General features: G+C 71.6%; 12 protein-coding genes. 5 read left to right on the forward strand and 7 right to left on the reverse strand.

Features of this window, described 5'->3' with window-relative positions:
• Positions 1 to 14: 14 nt before the first annotated feature.
• The 6 genes from IE195_RS13215 to IE195_RS13240 form a co-directional block, all read right to left on the reverse strand.
• A complete protein-coding gene (locus tag IE195_RS13215) occupies positions 15 to 2,381 on the reverse strand; it encodes a serine/threonine protein kinase (protein WP_229826194.1) in 2,367 nt (788 codons plus the stop codon).
• A 131-nt stretch (positions 2,382 to 2,512) separates the two neighbouring features.
• On the reverse strand, positions 2,513 to 3,820 hold the full coding sequence (locus tag IE195_RS13220) for a hypothetical protein (protein ID WP_191271154.1): 1,308 nt from the start codon (positions 3,818 to 3,820) through the stop codon (positions 2,513 to 2,515).
• Positions 3,810 to 5,864, reverse strand: a complete 2,055-nt coding sequence (locus IE195_RS13225) for a hypothetical protein (protein WP_225942399.1) — start codon at positions 5,862 to 5,864, stop codon at positions 3,810 to 3,812. The genes IE195_RS13220 and IE195_RS13225 overlap by 11 nt, the downstream gene beginning before the upstream one ends.
• Positions 5,865 to 6,412: 548 nt before the next feature.
• A complete protein-coding gene (locus IE195_RS26495) occupies positions 6,413 to 6,535 on the reverse strand; it encodes an SRPBCC family protein (protein ID WP_264081824.1) in 123 nt (40 codons plus the stop codon).
• 391 nt (positions 6,536 to 6,926) lie between these two features.
• Positions 6,927 to 9,653, reverse strand: coding sequence for an aconitate hydratase AcnA (gene acnA / locus IE195_RS13235; RefSeq protein WP_308428426.1), 2,727 nt, complete (start codon positions 9,651 to 9,653; stop codon positions 6,927 to 6,929).
• A 384-nt stretch (positions 9,654 to 10,037) separates the two neighbouring features.
• Complete coding sequence (locus IE195_RS13240; protein WP_191271158.1) at positions 10,038 to 10,973, reverse strand: LLM class F420-dependent oxidoreductase; 936 nt, start codon at positions 10,971 to 10,973, stop codon at positions 10,038 to 10,040.
• A gap of 138 nt (positions 10,974 to 11,111) precedes the next feature.
• On the opposite strand from IE195_RS13240, the gene IE195_RS13245 reads away from it, so the two are divergent.
• The 5 genes from IE195_RS13245 to IE195_RS13265 all read left to right on the forward strand — a co-directional run bounded on the left by IE195_RS13245 (position 11,112) and on the right by IE195_RS13265 (position 16,045).
• The gene (locus tag IE195_RS13245) at positions 11,112 to 11,702 is read left to right on the forward strand and encodes an RNA polymerase sigma factor (protein ID WP_191271160.1); all 591 of its coding nucleotides are present in this window, start codon (positions 11,112 to 11,114) and stop codon (positions 11,700 to 11,702) included.
• Entirely contained in the window at positions 11,699 to 12,499 is an 801-nt protein-coding gene (locus IE195_RS13250) for a zf-HC2 domain-containing protein (RefSeq protein ID WP_191271162.1), read from the forward strand. Before IE195_RS13245 ends, IE195_RS13250 begins: the two co-directional genes overlap by 4 nt.
• A complete protein-coding gene (locus tag IE195_RS13255) occupies positions 12,496 to 13,383 on the forward strand; it encodes an ATP-binding cassette domain-containing protein (RefSeq protein ID WP_191271164.1) in 888 nt (295 codons plus the stop codon). The genes IE195_RS13250 and IE195_RS13255 overlap by 4 nt, the downstream gene beginning before the upstream one ends.
• On the forward strand, positions 13,380 to 14,888 hold the full coding sequence (locus IE195_RS13260) for a hypothetical protein (protein ID WP_191271166.1): 1,509 nt from the start codon (positions 13,380 to 13,382) through the stop codon (positions 14,886 to 14,888). The genes IE195_RS13255 and IE195_RS13260 overlap by 4 nt, the downstream gene beginning before the upstream one ends.
• 209 nt (positions 14,889 to 15,097) lie before the next feature.
• Positions 15,098 to 16,045: an EamA family transporter gene (locus IE195_RS13265; RefSeq protein ID WP_191271168.1), complete on the forward strand. Its 948-nt coding sequence runs from the start codon at positions 15,098 to 15,100 to the stop codon at positions 16,043 to 16,045.
• 97 nt (positions 16,046 to 16,142) lie between these two features.
• On the opposite strand, the gene IE195_RS13270 is transcribed toward IE195_RS13265, so the two are convergent.
• The gene (locus tag IE195_RS13270; RefSeq protein WP_191271170.1) at positions 16,143 to 17,441 is read right to left on the reverse strand and encodes a class I SAM-dependent RNA methyltransferase; all 1,299 of its coding nucleotides are present in this window, start codon (positions 17,439 to 17,441) and stop codon (positions 16,143 to 16,145) included.
• Positions 17,442 to 17,527: the final 86 nt, after the last annotated feature.

The following is a 17,527-nucleotide window of genomic DNA, read 5'->3' on the forward strand; positions in this document are numbered from 1 at the left end:
AAGGGTCCGTCGGGTCAGCCCGCGGTGATCCTCCGCGCCTGGGCCAGGTCGCTGCGGATGCGGTTCACGCCCGAGGTCAGCTGGGGCAGCTGGTGACCGGAGTTGCTCAACTCCATGATCCGCTGGCTCCTGCGCTTGGCGTCGCCGCACATCACCACGTTCGTGACGGCACTGCCGAACGCACCGAGGAGCGCGAAGAGGCCCGCGTAGATCAGGAGGGTGCCGATCAGGCTCACGACGAGGGCCATGTTGCCCGCGTCCGCGGCCGCGTCCAGGACGAACCCGACGGGCAACGCGACGATGCCGTACCTGCACCACCGGGTCCAGGCCGACAGGCGCTCCTGGAAGCGCACCTTCTCCTGGAGCGCCTCGTGTGTCCCGGACACCTCGGAGTAGCGATCCTCCCAGTAACGGCGCTGCTGTGCCAGGGCCCGGATGGTGTTCATGGCCCCGTAGACCGCTGCGGCGTACCCGGCGCTGTCCGGGTTGGCGGCGTCGGTGACGCGCTGCCAGAGGATGTCCACCCACTCGGCCGCCCCGGCGTCGCCTCCGGTGCCCGGCGGGGTAACGCCTTCGGGGTTGAGGAGGAAGGCGAGGACCAGTGCGGGGTTGACGTTGGGCCGGGTCGAGCGCCATCCGGCGAGTTCGCGGGAGAGGTGCTCGTGCAGGGCGGTCCCGGCGCGTTCGGCCCGGTACAGCTCCTCGGCGAGCCGCTGATGGGCGCCGGGCTCGGGAGCGTGGTGGGCGTTCATGGTGCTCAGCACCTCGGGGCGGGCCAACAGCACGAGCTCGTTGGACATCGGCGCACCGGTGAGCAGCGGACGGGGGTCCGCGAACAGCTCCTTCAGCTCCGCCACCGACACTCCCCGGCCGCGGAAGATCGGCGGCAGGTCCGGGCGCACCTGGGCGACGAAGGAGGCCACGGCCAGGTTGGCGTCCCTGACCTCGCGTCGGAACAGGGAGCGGTCGATCGTGGTGTCACGCAGGTCGTCCATGATCCAGGCGCCCAGGGCCGCGCGTTCGGCGGGGTCGTTGAAGAGCTGGACGGCGGCGTTCCAGTTCTGCTGCAGAGCCTCGGCCAGAGACCCCGGGTCGACGAACCGGACCCCGGCGAAGTGGTAGGGGGGCACACCGCCGGTGTGCCCGGAGGCGGAAGTGTGCGGCCCCGAGGCGTAGGGGCCGTAACCGTGGTGGCCCGAGCCGGACGGGTCCGGTCCGGGGGCGCCCTGTCCGTAATGGCCGGAGGCGTGCGGCGCCGGCGTGTGCGGTGCCTGCGCCGGAGGGGCGGCGGGGGCCTCCTGCGAAGCGACCCGGGTGTAGGCGCGGGTGGGGTCGGCCTTGGCGGGCGGCGCCACCCGGGTGGGGTCGACGGGCACGACGCCGAGCGGCGGGTGCCCGGCGACCCTGGTCCGGTCGACGCCGATCCGGGTCCGGTCGTCGGAGCGGGGCGCCACCGAGGCGGCCTCGTGGTCGGGTGCCGGGGTGAGGGTCGTGGCCTCGTGGTCGGGCGCGGGGGCGGGGGTTGTGTGCGCGTGCCCCCCGGTCCGGTTCGGTCCCCGGGCCGGCCCGCCGCCCGAGGGGGCGGCGATCAGCAGTCTCATGAGGGACTCGGCGTCGGGCCGTCCTCCGGGGTCCTTGTCCAGACAGCCGCGGAGGGCGTCGGCGAACGGGCCCTCCAGACCGCCCAGGTCGGGTGCGCCGCCCAGGATGCGGGCGATGCGCGAGGCCTGGGTGGGTCCGGGGAAGGCCTCCCGGCCGGTGGCGGCGAACACCATCACCGAAGCCCAGGAGAAGACGTCCACGGCCGAGGTCAGCCGGGCGCCCTCCAGCTGCTCGGGTGCCATGTACCCGATCGTGCCGACCACACCGCTGGCGGTCACCGAGGTGGTCTCCACCGCGCGGGCGATCCCGAAGTCGATCACCCGGGGCCCGTCCGGGGCCAGCATGATGTTTTCCGGTTTCAGGTCCCGATGCACCACCCCGGCGGCGTGGATGGCCGCGAGCGCGGTCGCGGTGCCCACGGCCAGGCGCTGGAGTTCCACCCCGGCGCGCGGTCCGTCCGTCTCGACGGAGGACTGGAGGGTGGGGCCGTCGATGTACTCGGTGGCGATCCACGGCCGGTCGGCGGTGGGGTCCGCGTCCAGGATCGCCGCGACGCAGAACCCGCTCACCTTGCGTGCCTGGTCCACCTCGGCGGCGAACCTGCGCCGCATGTCCTCGTCACCCGCCCAGCTGGCGTGCAGCAGCTTCACCGCGGCCCGGGTGCCGTCCTCGGCCTCACCGAGGAACACCTCACCGAAACCGCCCCGTCCCAGCGAACGAGTCAGTCGGTAGCCGCCGACCTCCTCGGCTTCCGATCCCTGGTTCTGAGGGTCGTCCACAGCCCGCCCGTCTCTCTTTCTGTCACCGTTCCCGGGGCGCCCCGGGCGGGGCGCCATGTCAGGGTGCCACAGGGAACTGACCGCCCGTACACGCTCCCGGTTCCCACATCCCCTGATCCGATGCCCGGACGTTATCTCGTCCGCCCCGAGCGGTCGCCGCGCAGAACGCGCTCGACCAGGTCCTCACGCAGGGCACCGTAGCCGGTGGCCGCCCACACGCTCTCCTCGGCGGGCACCTCGTAGTAGGGCACCTCACTCCCCCGGTACCGGGCGGACAGCACGGTCGGGCGCTGCCGGTCCCGGACCGCCTTCGCGCACGGAGCGCACAGCGGCACCCTGATGTCGTTGCGCCCGCCGAACTCCCGCCACTTCGTCATCCTGGTGACGGTCCCGTGCAGCGGGTTCGCGTAGCAGTGCGAGCGCAGGGGCGCGGAGCGCTGGCGGTTGGCGGGCCGGGTCGCCCGGTCCAGGTGGTCCTCGGCCATGTCCAACAGCACCAGCACCCCGGCGATCTCCTCCAGGGCCCCGGTGTCGGGAAGCCGGTCGTAGACCCTGCGGGCCGCTGCGTGTGCGTCAAGAGCCCGGTGAAGGGCCTCCGCCGCACCGTCATCGCTGGTCGGAGCCGCCTGACTCAGCCGCTCACCGAGTTCGACCACCTCCTCACCCGCCCGGCGGGCCAGCTCCGCCCGACGCGCCCGGTTCGCGTTGTCGAACGCCGCGTGCTGGGCGAGCACGGGAACCGGCCGGGGCCTGCGCCAGCGGTAGAAGCCGAAACCGAGCCCCAGCAGGGCGAGAGCCGCCAGGACCCAGGGGAGCACCGCGAACAGCGTGTACGATCCCGGGCCGAGTGAGTACCTCCAGTCGAACGGGTCGCTCTCCTGCTGCTCCCTGGCGGTGTCGTAGATCCCCTCCGGGTCGTCGGAGAGCGCGATCTCCACTGCCCGCTCCAGGCGCTCCGCGGTCGGGGCGTCCCGGCCCAGCTCCATGGAGGCCGCCTCGTTGCCGTAGAAGGCGCGGATCGTGCGGTCGTCCCCCGTCTCGAAGTCGTGCCCGGACAGGGATCGCCCGTCCAGGACCAGGTAGTGCGCCTCGTCCGCGCCGCTCCTGTCGTGCACGGCGGAGACCATGAGGGAGGAGTCACCGTTCCAGTCGCCCCCCTCGATCATCGGGACGGCCACCACCCTCAGCGGCACCCCGGAGTCGTTGATGCTGTTCTCCACCCGCTGGACGAGGTCCTCGGGGAGGGCGCTGGCGTAGGAGGGGTCGACGTAGACGGGTGTCTCCTCCAGCGCCGCCGCCAGGCGCTCACTCGGCCCCTGGCCCTCCTCCGCGGTGTCGGCCCGGGCCACCTCCGGGGCGGCGGCAAGGAGGAGGACGGCCAGTGGTGTCACCGCGGCCGCGGCCCAACGGGTACGCGCGGTCCTGTGGTCAGTGAACATCGGATTCCTTCAGCAGATCTTCGGCCTTGAGTCGGCCCCTGGTCCCGTAGCCGGTGGTGACCCACCGCCGGTTCAGCTCCCCGTGCGGGACGCGGTCTCCCCCCGGAGCGGCGACCCGGAGTGTGCGCCGGTCGCGTTCGCTCTTCCCCAACGCCGTGCAGGAGGCGCACAGGGACGGTCCGGGTCTCGTCCTCTGCCACACGGCCTGGCCGTGCAGGGGTCGGCCGGGGCTGGTCCCCTGCCGCACGGCCTGGCCGTGCAGGGGGTTGACCTCGCAGAGCTGAGCGTCGGCCCCGGTCACGGCCTCGGGGTCGAGCCTGCGCACCGCCCGCTCCGCCAGCACGATCACCCCAACCAGGTCGAGTTCGTCCGGTTCCCCGGCCAGAACGGCCAGAGCCGTGTCGATCTCGCGCAGGGCCGCGTCCCTGCCCGGGCGGTCCTGCGGTGCCGACTCCAACGCCCTGACCGCTCGGCGCACCGCACGGTCGGCGCGCGGGCGCAGAGCGCGTCCCGGCACGGCACGCAGGCGCGCCCTGACACGGAGCGCCAGCCCGGCCAGGGCGAGGAGCACCGCGGCCGTGAGCGGTCCGGCCAGGAACAGGGCCCCGGCGAACCGGCCGGAGAAGAACTCCTCCCACCGTGAGGGCTCGTAGGGCGGTTCGGTCCTCTCCTGCGCCCAGTCCGGTGTCTCCGGTTCCTGCCCTGGAGCCGCCGAGACGTCCCCCAGCCAGTCGAGCAGTTCGACCAACGCCTGGTCGACCGTCTGGTCGAACCGGTGCCCGGTCACGTCCCACAGGCCGTACGGGTCCTCGGTGAGGCCCTCGGCCTCGACACCAAACAGGGCCGCCCCCACCTTGGGAGAGTGCCCCTCGGTGTCGTGCACGACGACGAAGACGCCCTCCTCGTCCATGACGTGGTGGAGTGCGTGCGCGAGGACCTCCGGTTCCCCGCCGGACTCGTCGGTACGGCTCATCGGCAGCACCACGGTGTACACGGGGACATCGGCCCCGGCCACACGGTCCGCGGTTCCGTTCAGGTCCTGGACGCCCACCTGGGCCAGGGGGTCCACGTACAGGGGATCCTCGTCCAGCTCCTCGGCGATCCGCGCGACCCGGACCGTGGAGGCGACGTAGGGGGCGACCTGCGGCGGGGTCGGCCCCCGCTGCTGTTCCTCCCAGGGCAGAGTCGCGGTGGACAGGTGGACCACGGAGGCGACCACCACGACCGCACCCGTCCCCAGGACGAGGACGCGGCCCACCCCGAGGGCCCGGTCACCGGGCAGGTCCCCGTGGTACCCCGCCTTCGCGGCGCGGCCCCGCCGACCGGCGCGGACCGCCCCCAGTAGCAGCCCCAGAGTCACCACCGTTCCGGCGACGCCCGCCGTGAGCTCGCCCAACTGGGCCGGTCCGGACCGGGTGTCCAGCCGCAGACCGCCGAGTTGGGCGTCCAGCCACCAGGTGATCGGTAGTGAGTCGCTCCAGCCCCGTTCGGCCCGTTCGGCGAGGTCGGGGGCGGTCAGGGTGTCCACGAAAACGCCCGCCATCTTGTGCAGCGGGGTGTAGCTGGTGAACGCCCGCTCCCTGGCGAGCACCCGCTGGGCCTCGGCCAGCGGCAGGTCCACCTGACGGGCCACCGCCTGGACCCGGGACTGCTGCGGCCGCAGGTGGACGTACAGGCCGGGCTCGCCCACACGGTCCTGCAACCCGGCCAGGAAGTCGTCGCTCGTGGTCGCGTAGTCCGGGACGCTGCTGGCAACGACGTAGTACGGCACGTCCAGCCGGCCGAAGGAGCCGTGCAGGCTCTGTTCCAGTTCCGACAGGCTGTAGTCCCCGGCGAGGGAGTCGTCGACGACGACCGCCGCGCCCTCGGGTTCCTCCGCCAGGAGACCCGCGAAGTGTTCCGCGGCGCCCACGTCCTCTTCGCCGGTCTCCTCCGGTTCGGCCTGCGCGGGTGCCGCGGAGAGGACGAGGAGTGCGGTCAGCAGCGCCACTGCCAGGGGGGACAGGAGACGGCGGGCCGCCGCCGTGGAAACCGAGTCGGACATTCCATGAAACTACCTCGGCTCCGGCACCCGTCCGGCTCCGGGGTCCCCGCACCGGGCACGTCTCACCAGGTCACCCGGGGCTGTTCCGTCACCGGTGGCCGCCCGCAGGGCCGGAGGGCCCAGGAGGTCGTCCTGGGGTTCTCGGCGAAACTCTTGAAACGCTTCATGTCGCCTGTCGTCCGGGCCTTCACCTGCTTGTTGGCGAGGAAGCCCGGGCGTTCACGCCCGGGAGGAATCGTCTTGCCCGCTGGACCATGAGCGCAGGCGGCTGCAGCGGGTTTCGGGGGAGTTTTGTTGTTCGGCCCCGCAGACGTGGGTGGTGTCGTTAGTGTGTTCGATCATGAAGGTGGTCGTGCGGGTGAAACTGCTGCCCTCGCCGGAGCAGGCGAGGGCGCTTGCGACGACCCTGCACACGCCTCCCAGGTGGCGCAGAACAGCGGGGCTCGGCACAAGTACGCCCTGCAACAGAAGGTCTACCACCAGCTGAAGGCCGAGTTCGGGCTCTCGGCGCAGCCCGCGGTACGGGTGATCGCCAAGGTCGCTGACGCCTACTGGCGGTCCACACGGGTGACGCCCTCCATGAATTCCGGGAAGGTCTCGAAGCGGGTCCACAGCGTGTAGACGGCGGAGACGGGCAGGTCGACCTCGACGGCCTCAATGACTTCGGACACCGTGGAATCCTTTCGTCGTCGTGCGCGTCTCGTTCACCAGGGGCCCTAACCGTGATTCGAGCCCGTAAACGACCCGGGGCGGGGCGTGTCAGCCGGGTTCCCGACCCGCACGAGCCCCAGGATTCACACGACACCCAACCGAACCCCTGCTCGGAAGGCGTGGGGAAGCGGGCACCGCACCTAAAGCACGGGCGACTCCTGAGGCCAGTAGCGAAACCCGCGGCGCCCGAAACCATCCCACCCGCGGTGATCTTGCTACCAGGGGCAAGTTCGGCGCCGAACTTGCCCCTGGTAGCAAGATCACCGCGAAAAAGGGCCGCCACCGTCGGGTGGACGGTGGCGGCCCGTGAACCGCGCGGCGCACCTGTTGGGTGCGGAGCGGAGCTCGTGACTACTGCTTGGCGAGCAGCTGGCGCAGGACGAACTGCAGGATGCCGCCGTTGCGGTAGTAGTCGGCCTCACCCGGGGTGTCGATCCGCACCACGGCGTCGAACTCGACACCGGTGTCGGTGGTGACCTTCACCGTGGCGGGGACGCGGCCCTCGTTGAGCTCGGTCACACCGGTGATGGAGAAGGTCTCCTCGCCGGTCAGGCCGAGCGAGTCGGCGGACTGGCCCTCCGGGAACTGCAGCGGGAGGACGCCCATGCCGATCAGGTTGGAGCGGTGGATGCGCTCGTAGGACTCGGTGATGACGGCGCGCACGCCCAGCAGGCGGGTGCCCTTGGCCGCCCAGTCACGCGAGGAACCGGAGCCGTACTCCTTACCGCCCAGGACGACCAGCGGGGTGCCCTGCTCGGCGTAGTTCTGCGCGGCGTCGTAGATGAACGACACCGGCGCGTCCGGCTGGGTGAAGTCGCGGGTGTAGCCGCCCTCGGTGCCCGGCGCGATCTGGTTGCGCAGGCGGATGTTGGCGAACGTACCGCGGATCATCACCTCGTGGTTGCCGCGACGGGAACCGTAGGAGTTGAAGTCGCGCCGCTCCACGCCGTTGGCCTTGAGGTAGTCGGCCGCCGGGGTGCCCGGCTTGATGGCGCTGGCCGGGGAGATGTGGTCGGTGGTGACCGAGTCGCCCAGCTTGGCCAGGACGCGGGCACCGGAGATGTCGGTGACCGGGTCCGGGGTCTGGCCCATGCCGTCGAAGTACGGGGGCTTGCGGACGTAGGTCGACTCGCCCTCCCACTCGAAGGTGTTGCCGGTCGGCGTGGGCAGCTCGCGCCAGCGGTCGTCACCGGCGAACACGTCCGAGTACGCGGACTCGTACATGTCGGAGGCGATCGCGGAGTCCATGACCTCCTGGATCTCCTCGGCGGTGGGCCAGATGTCGGCCAGGTAGACGGGCTCGCCGTCGTTGCCGACGCCCAGGGGCTCGGTGGTGATGTCGACGTCCATCGACCCGGCCAGCGCGTAGGCGACCACCAGCGGCGGCGAGGCCAGGTAGTTCATCTTCACGTCCGGGTTGATCCGGCCCTCGAAGTTGCGGTTGCCGGACAGGACCGCGGAGACCGCGAGGTCGTTGTCCTGGACCGCCTTCGAGATCTCCTCGGGCAGCGGGCCCGAGTTGCCGATGCAGGTGGTGCAGCCGTAGCCGACCAGGTTGAAGCCCAGCTTGTCCAGGTACGGGGTCAGGCCGGAACGCTCGTAGTAGTCGGTGACGACCTTGGAGCCCGGGGCCATGGAGGTCTTGACCCACGGCTTGCGGGACAGGCCCTTGTCGACCGCCTTCTTGGCCAGCAGGGCGGCGCCCAGCATGACCGAGGGGTTCGAGGTGTTGGTGCACGAGGTGATCGCGGCGATCACGACGGCGCCGTGGTCGATCTCGGTCTCGGTGCCGTCGGCCATGGTGACCTTGATCGGCTTGCGCGGGCGCGCGCCGTCGGGGGCCTGGGCCGGGGCGTCGGAGGCCGGGAAGGACTCGTCGCCCGCCTCGTCCACCTCGTCGTCGACGTAGTTGCTGACGTCGTGGCGCCAGGTCGTCTTGGCCTCGGACAGCGCGATGCGGTCCTGCGGGCGCTTGGGGCCGGCGATGGACGGGACGACCTCGGCGAGGTCGAGCTCCAGGTACTCGGAGAACTCGGGCTCGTTGGCCGGGTCGTGCCAGAAGCCGTTGGCCTTGGCGTAGGCCTCGGTCAGCGCGACCTGCTGCTCGGAGCGGCCGGTCAGGCGCATGTACCGGATGGTCTCGTCGTCGACCGGGAAGATCGCGGCGGTGGAGCCGAACTCCGGGCTCATGTTGCCGATGGTGGCGCGGTTGGCCAGCGGCACCGAGGAGACGCCCTCGCCGTAGAACTCGACGAACTTGCCGACCACACCGTGCTTGCGCAGCTTCTCGGTGATGGTGAGCACGAGGTCGGTCGCGGTGGTGCCGGGCTTGAGCTGACCGGTGAGCTTGAAGCCGACCACGCGCGGGATGAGCATGGAGATCGGCTGGCCGAGCATGGCCGCCTCGGCCTCGATGCCGCCGACGCCCCAGCCCAGGATGCCCAGGCCGTTCTGCATGGTGGTGTGCGAGTCCGTACCGACGCAGGTGTCGGGGTAGGCCTGGCCCTTGCGGTCCATCGTGACCCGCGCGAGGTGCTCGATGTTGGCCTGGTGCACGATGCCGGTGCCGGGCGGGACGACCTTGAACTCGTCGAAGGCGGTCTGGCCCCAGCGCAGGAACTTGTAGCGCTCGTAGTTGCGCTCGTACTCGATCTCGACGTTGCGCTCGAAGGCGTCGGGGCTCCCGAAGAGGTCGACGACGACGGAGTGGTCGATCACCAGCTCGGCGGGGGCGAGCGGGTTGATCTGGTCCGGGTCGCCGCCCATGTCGCGGACGGCCTCGCGCATGGTGGCGAGGTCGACGACGCACGGAACGCCGGTGAAGTCCTGCATGATCACCCGCGCGGGGGTGAACTGGATCTCCTGGCTGGGCTGCGCCTTGGCGTCCCAGTTGCCCAGGGCCGTGATGTGCTCGGCGGTGACGTTCGTGCCGTCCTCGGTGCGCAGGAGGTTCTCCAGCAGCACCTTCAGGCTGTAGGGAAGACGGTTGTAGCCCTTGACGGCGTCCAACCGGAAGATCTCATACGACTCGTCGCCAACGCGCAACGTGTCACGGGCGCCGAAGCTGTTCGCGGACACGGTGTCTGCCTCCTGATATCGCCACTTTGTCCCCAGCATCCTGCCCCATGGGGTGGATGCGGGACCTACTGAGGCCGCCCTAACCGGTTCGCCGGGTCGTGGGGGGCAACACGTGAAGGCCCCCGCCGCCTCAGTGAACCTTCAAGGCCGCTTTCACCTGCGACGACGCCACATCGTCACGGGTTACGCGACCCACTGGCCGCGGACGCCCACGGGTTCTGGGTCCGACGTCGAAGAGCGGTCGACCTCACACGCCCGAACCGGGAGCGGGCCGGGGGGAAGCCCCACTTTTATCTTGACGTCAAGGTATCCAACTTGTATCTCGATATCAAGTTATCGGGTGGCTTCCCTGCGCCTGCGGGCACCCTCCGTTCCCGACCCGTTTCAGTCGAGCTGCGGAGCCACCAGCGAGGCGACCAACTCCAACTGGTCCAGGTCGGACATATCCAGGACCTGCAGGTACATCCTCTCAGCACCCGCCTCCCCGAATCGGCCGATCCTGTCCACGATCTCGTCGGGGCTCCCGGCCAGGCCGTTCCGACGCAGCTCCGACACCTCCCGGCCGATCCGGGCGGCCCGCTTGGCCACCTCGGCCTCGTCCCGCCCCGCGCACAGGACCTGGGCCGCCGAGTACACCATCGGCGCGCCGCGGCCCGAAGCGCGCACGGCGTCGGCCGTGCGGCCGAAGGCCGCTTCGGTCTCCTCCAGGGAGGAGAACGGCACGTTGTACTCGTCGGCGAACCTGGCCGCCAGCCGCGGGGTGCGCCTGGGACCGGTACCGCCGATCAGCACCGGCGGGTGCGGCCCCTGCTGCGGTTTGGGCAGGGCCGGCCCCTCCGCCAACCGGTAGTGCCTGCCCTCGTAACGGAAGGTGTCCCCCGCCGGAGTGGCCCACAATCCCGTGATGATGTCGAGTTGCTCCTCGTAGCGGTCGAAACGCTCCCGACCGGAGTCCGGGAAGGGGATTCCGTAGACCGCGTGTTCCTGCTCGAACCAGCCGGCGCCGAAACCGAACTCGACCCGGCCGCCGCTCATCCGGTCGACCTGGGCGACGGAGATGGCCAACGGCCCGGGGTGGCGGAAGGTCGCCGCCGTCATCAGCGTGCCGAGGCGGATCCGGGAGGTGTCCCTGGCCAGACCGGCGAGGGTGATCCAGGCGTCGGTGGGACCGGGGAGACCGCTGACGTGGTCGCCCATGGCGAGATAGTGGTCCGAGCGGAACAGAGCATCGAAACCCAGGTCCTCGGCGGCCCTGGCAACAGCGAACTGGTCCTCGTAGGTGGCCCCCTGCTGGGGTTCAAGGAAGATCCTCAGGCGCATACACCCCATTTTCTCCCACGGTGCCGACCATTCAGAAACCGCCGCGCGGGTAGCGTGGAAAAGCCGTGGTCAGGGCCTCGCCCGCCCCGCCTCCCCGTAGCTGAACCGTTCCGCCCCCGAGCCGCGATAGCACCCCACGTGAAGCTTCTCCGCCGCGCACGACGCCGTACCCCCTCCTACGGACCCGACAGCACCGACCCGGTGCTGCTGTCAGCCGTGGCGGCCGGGGAGACCGACGCCCTGGAGATCCTGCACCGGAGGCACGCCCCCTGGCTGCGTACGCGTCTGCGCTACCGCTGTTCCGACCCCGACCAACTCGACGCCGCCCTGCAGGAGACCTTCCTCGCGGTGTGGCGCAACGCCGGTTCCTTCACCCCGCGCCCGGGCGACAGCGACGCCGGGGCCTGGCTGTGGACCATCGCGATCCGCCAGCTCATCTCACAGCTGCGCAAACGCGCCAACCGGTGGATCGCCGACAGTACCCCCGAACCGTACGAGACCATCGGCGACGCCTCCGCCGAGGACACCGTGCTGCTCAACATCGAGCACGGGCCGCTGGGCGCCGCCCTGCACGAGCTCTCCCCCGAACTGCGCTCGGCGATCCAGGCCACCGTGCTCGACGGCCTGACCGTGCGGGAGGCGGCGGAGATCCTCCGGATACCCGAAGGAACCGTGAAGACACGGGTCATGCGCGCCAAGGCGCGGCTACGGGAGGCACTGACCACATGAGCTGGCACCTGACCCACGACCAACTCCACCAGTACGCGGCCCACACCGCCGACGACGTCACCGCCATGTCCGCGGAGGCCCACCTGATGCACTGTGCCCGCTGCCGCGACCTGCTGCCCGCGGACGAAGCCTGGCTGGACCGGAGCTGGGCGAACCTGCGCGACATCGTCGACCGGCCCCGCCGCGGCCCCCTCGAACGCCTGCTGTCCGTCCTCGGCCTGCGCGAGAACACCGCCAAGCTACTGGCGGCCACCCCCCAGCTCTACCGCGCCTGGCTGACCGCCACCGTGCTCGTACTCGCCACGGCCCTGACCGTCGCCCACGAGCTGCCCCGCGGCTCACTGCTGTTCTCCTTCACCGCACCGGTGGTGCCCCTGCTCGGCGTGGCCCTCGCCTACGGCCGGTGGGTGGATCCGGCCCACAGCCTGACCTCGGTGACCCCCCTGGCCGGCTACCGCCTCCTCTTCCTGCGGACCAGCGCCGTGCTGGTGCCGGCGCTGACCCTGTGCACCGCCGCAGCGGCCCTGATGCCCTCGACCTCGACCCTGTGGGAGGCGGTCTTCTGGCTGCTCCCCGCACTGGCCATGGTCGCCGGCTGCCTGTCGCTGAGCCGCTGGATGCCCCTGAGCCTGGCGGGCGGCCTCCTCGGGGCCGGATGGCTGCTCACCGTGGGAGTACTCGGCATCGCCGAGGAACTCGACCCGCTGCTGCTCTTCTCCCCCACCGCCCAGTCGGGCTGGGCCGCGGCGCTCACCCTGCTGGCGGGCGCGATCCTGCTCCGGATGAGGACCGTATGACGATGGACACGACGGCGACCGGGGTGAGTGTGCGCGGACTGGTCCGCAGCTACGGGACCCGCCGGGCCCTGGCCGGGATCGACCTCGACCTGGGGCCGGGGGTGACGGGGCTGCTGGGCCGCAACGGCGCGGGCAAGACCACGCTGCTGCGCTGCCTGGCCACCGATCTGGAAGCCACCGGGGGCGAGGTGCGTGTGCTGGGCCGCGACCCCGAACAGGCGGCCGACCGCACCGAGATCCGCCGGCGCATGGGCTACCTGCCGCAGTCGCCCTCCTTCTACCCGCACTTCACCGTGTTCGGACTGTTGGACTACGTCGCGGTCCTCAAGGAGCTGGGCGGGCGCAGGGAGCGCCACGACGAGGTACGGCGCGCCATGCGCAGGGTCGACCTGTACGACCGCAGACACAGCAGGGTCCGCCGCCTGTCCGGGGGGATGCGCCAGCGCCTGGGCCTGGCCTCCGCCCTCCTCGGCGACCCCGAACTCCTCCTGCTCGACGAACCCACCATCGGCCTCGACCCCGAGCAGCGCATCCGGTTCCGCGACCTGGTCTCCGAACTGGCGGCGCGCAGCACGGTGGTGCTGTCCACGCACCAGATCGAGGACGTGGCGGCCCTGTGCCGCCGGGTCCTGTGCCTGGACGCGGGCCGGGTGGTCTTCGACGGCACCCCGGACGAGCTGGTCAGCCGGGCCAGGGGGCGGGTCTGGGAACAGGGCTCGCGTCCCGCCGAGGGCGTGACCTCCTGGCGGTTGGCGGACGGCCGCTACCGGGTGCTCGTACCGGAGGGCACCGAGAACCCGGACTCCACCGCCGGGGTCCCGGTGGAGCCGTCGTTGGAGGACGCCTACCTGCTGTTCACCGGCGCGGGAAGGAAGACCCGGTGAGCACGGGCTCCACGTTCGGGCGGTTGACCCTGTTCAACCTCCGGCACCTGGTGACCAGCCCCGTCTTCTTCCTCACCATGCCCCCGGCCCTGTTCGCCCCGGCACTGACAAGCCAGATGCTGACCCTACCGACGGCGAGCGGCTTCCACCGGTACTGCGTGTACCAGGCGATGTGCGTGGCCGTGGTCATGTTCGTGGTCACGAGTTTTCCCGCGATCCGCGAGGTACGCCACTCGGCGGGGTTGGCTCTGCCCCTGTCCCCGCGTGCCCGCCTGTTGTCGTTGGCTCTGGCCGCGGTGGCGCTGGCCTCGGTGTGCACGGCGATCCAGATAGTCGGGTACCTGGTACGCGTCCCGGTGCCGATAGCCGGGGTGCTGAGCCCGTACGCCGTCCCCGGCGTGATCGTGACGAGCTGGTTCGGCCCCCTGGCCGCGCTGACCACCGTGGTCTGGACGCGCTCCTTCGCGCCCCTGATCGCGTTCGTTCTGCTGATCCCGGCCTACCTGGTGTACACGTCCACGACCGTGGGCAGGAGGGCGGACGTGATCGTCAACCGGGTGGAGACGGCCGCGCGCTCCGTGGTGGAGCCCCTGCCGGTCACCACACCCGGGGTGACCGCTCTGGCGGTGCTGTACCTGTTACTCAACGCCCTGTTGGCGGCCCTCCTCCTGAGCGCCGCCATGGCCCGGAGGGACGACGGCAGGGGCGTACGGCCCGTCACTGCGGCCGTGAGCGCGCTGCTGGCCGTGGTGATCGCGGTGACCGGAGTACAGGCGAACCGGGCCTTCCCCTTCGACGCCGAGTTCTCGGTCGACCAGCTGCACGGAACGGAGAGCGCCCCGTGCCGGACCCGGGACGGGGTGGCGTACTGCCCCCTGCCCGGCTACGAGTCGTGGGTGGAGTACTGGCACGCCGCCCTGGGGCCCGTCGTCGCGGCGGCACCCGAGCGCGTACGCCCCCGCGTGCTCGCGGTGTGGCAGGCCGGGGGCCACATCCGCAGATCCCTGCACTCCGACCCGCCCGAGTACTCGGTCATCGTGACCGAGTACTGGGACACGGAGATGGAGTTCTCCCGCGAGGGCGTGTCCGTCGATGCCGCCGTGCTGCTCGTCGGCCTGCCCAGGGACCGCGAGGAGCCGTGCTCCGCGGCCGGTCAGGCCAGGCTGGCGGTGGGCGCCTGGTTGGCCTCCGCGGACGAGGGACTCTCCCGGCGGGACCGGATCAGCGTGGCGGACAGCCTGCTGACCCGGTTCGACGCCGACTCGGACGGTTTCGCCCTGGCCCATGCGCTCATGGACCTGCCCCGGGAGCGCGTCACCGCGGTCCTGGAGGAGCACTGGGACACCCTGACCGATCCGGGCACCGGCCCGGGGGAACTCACGGAACTTCTGGACCTGCCCGATCCGGGGTCCGCCGAGTTCCCCGAAGCGGACTGGCAGAGGAGCGTCTGGTCGGAGGAGGAGGTGCTGAGCTGGACGGAGTTCCCCTTCCCCGACTGCGGCTGACCCGCCCCCTGCTCCGCGTTCGGTCGCCTCGCGTTACCGTGGGGGCGTGAACTACCACTGGCACAAGGTCCTTCCGCCGCTGTGCGCCTGATCGGGCGCACCGGCTGAACCCCGGAGACCCCGCGGCCCCGCCTCCGCGCGCCCGGGCCGGGTCCTTCGTGCGCCCGCCCTCGGACCAGTTCCCGACGCACGGAGACGAGAGCAAGCACGTGCCAGAGCACACCACCTCCACGGCCGCGGACCGGCCGTCCGCCCGTTCCCGCCTCGCCCGCCCGGGCTCCGGGCCGCTGCCGGTCCTCGGGGCCGCCGTCCTGTGGGGCACCACCGGAACCGCCAGCTCCTTCGCCCCCGCCGAGGCGCACCCCGCCGCGGTCGGCTCGGCGGGACTCGTCCTCGGCGGGATCCTGCTGTTCCTGTTCGGCAAGGGGTCCACCGCGCTGGTGGCCGGAGCCGACCGCGGCACCCGCCGGATGCTCCTGCTGGGTGCGGCGGCGGTGGCCGGGTACCCGCTGGCCTTCTACCCCGCGGTCGCCAACGCGGGGGTGGCCGTCGGCACGGTCATCACCCTGGGCAGCGCACCCGTGTTCTCCGGCCTGCTGGCCTGGGGGACGGAGCGGGCCCGGCCCACCGCGCGGTGGCTGGTGGCGACCGTCGCGGCCGTACTGGGCTGCGCCGTACTCGTCCTGGGCCCGGGGTTCACCGGCGCCGAGAGCTCGGTGAACGTCCTGGGCGTGCTCCTGGCCCTGGCCGCCGGGTTCTCCTACTCCCTGTACGCGGTCATCGCCGAGAAGCTGATCCGGCGCGGGCACACCTCCGGGGCGGTGATGGGCACCATGTTCGCGGGTGGCGGCCTCCTCGTGCTCCCCGTCGTGCTGGCCGCGGGCACCGCCTGGCTGGCCACGGCCAACGGGGCACTGGTCGCCCTGCACCTGGCCCTGTTCACCGTGTTCCTGGCCTACTGGCTGTTCGGTCACGGCCTACGGCACACACCGGCCGCGACGGCGACCACCCTCAGCCTGGCCGAACCGGCCGTGGCCGCCCTGCTGGGTGTGGCCCTGGTCGGCGAACGGCTACCGCTGGTCTCCTGGGCAGGGCTGGTCGTGCTCGCCCTGGGTCTCGCCGTCCTGAGGGTCCCGCTCCCCCGCCGTAGGGGCTGACCGGACGGGGCCCGGCCGCGTATGGCGGCCGCGGACGAGGAGAACGCCCGGGAGCTTGGCGCTTCCGGGCGTTCTCCTCGTGGTGGGACCGCGGGGCCTACTCGGTCTCGGCGGCCTCGCGGTGGCGGCGGGCCAGCTTGACCGGTTCGAGGACGGCCAGGCACTCGATGTGGTGGGTCATCGGGAACGCGTCGAAGGCGCGCAGGTCCACCAGCCGGTAGCCGGAGCGGCCGAACTCGGCGAGGTCGCGGGCCAGGGTCGCGGGGTCGCAGGAGACGTAGGCGATCCGGCGCGGCTTCATGCCAGCGATCTTGCGGACGACCTCGACACCGACGCCCGCGCGCGGCGGGTCGAGGGCAACGATGTCGGCGCGCACGTCGGCCCACTCACGCATCTGCTTGACCACGTCGGCGCGCTCGACCCGGACCTGCGGCAGGTCCTTCAGGTTGTACTGGGCGTCCCGGACCGCGTGCTCGCCGTTCTCGACGCCCATCACGCGCCCCTCGGCGCCCACGGCCTCGGCGAGCGCACCGGTGAACAGGCCCGCTCCGCAGTACAGGTCCAGGGCGGTCTCGCCGGGCTTGGGCTCCAGACCCGCCAGGACGGCCGCGCTCAGGGTCTCCGGCGCCGCCGGGTGGACCTGCCAGAAGCCGCCCGCACCGACGCGGTACTCGCGCCCGGACACGTCCTCGCGCACACCCTTGCGGCCGCGCACCGACTGCACCCGTCCGCCCTTGAAGCGGCGCAGCACCGCGCTGGAGGCCTTGAGTTCGGGCAGGGCTCCGAGCTTGGCGGTGGTGGGGGTGACCACGACGGCGCGGTCGGCGCGGGTGGCGGAGGCCACGGCCTCGACGTCCTTGACGCCCTCCCACTTGACCTCGGTCACGCCGAGTTCGGTGACGCCGGGGTGTGCGATCAGGCAGCGGTCGACCGGTTCGATGTCGTGGGAGCGGTGGCGGCGCAGACCGGCGTTGCCGTCCTCGTCCACGGCGAAACGCACCCGGGTGCGCCAGCCCAGGCCGTCAGGGGTGCCGGGCAGCTCCTCCACCTCGACCTCGCGGTCGATCCCGGCGATGCGGCTGAGCTGGTCGGCGACGACCCTGCCCTTCATCCGGCGCTGCGACTCCAGGGAGGCGTGCTGCCAGTCGCAGCCGCCGCACATCCCGGGGCCGGAGAACACGCAGGGCGCCTCGACCCGGTCCGGGGAGGCGGTGAGGACCTCGACGGCCTCCCCGCGCAGGAACCGGGTGGTCTGTTCGGTGACGCGTACCCGGACCCGCTCGCCGGGCAGCGTGTGGCGGACGAAGACGACCTGGTCGCCGTGGCGGCCCACACACCACCCCCCGTGTGCGACATCGTCCACGGTCAGTTCGAATTCGTTTCCCACAAGGCTCATGGCGGCGTCCTTCGCTGGTCGGGTCGTGTGAAGGGTGACCCTGCGCGCACAGCCACCAACCAGCCCCAATCTACCGGCCTCGGAGC

This window comes from Nocardiopsis terrae, assembly GCF_014651695.1.
GTDB lineage: Bacteria > Actinomycetota > Actinomycetes > Streptosporangiales > Streptosporangiaceae > Nocardiopsis > Nocardiopsis terrae.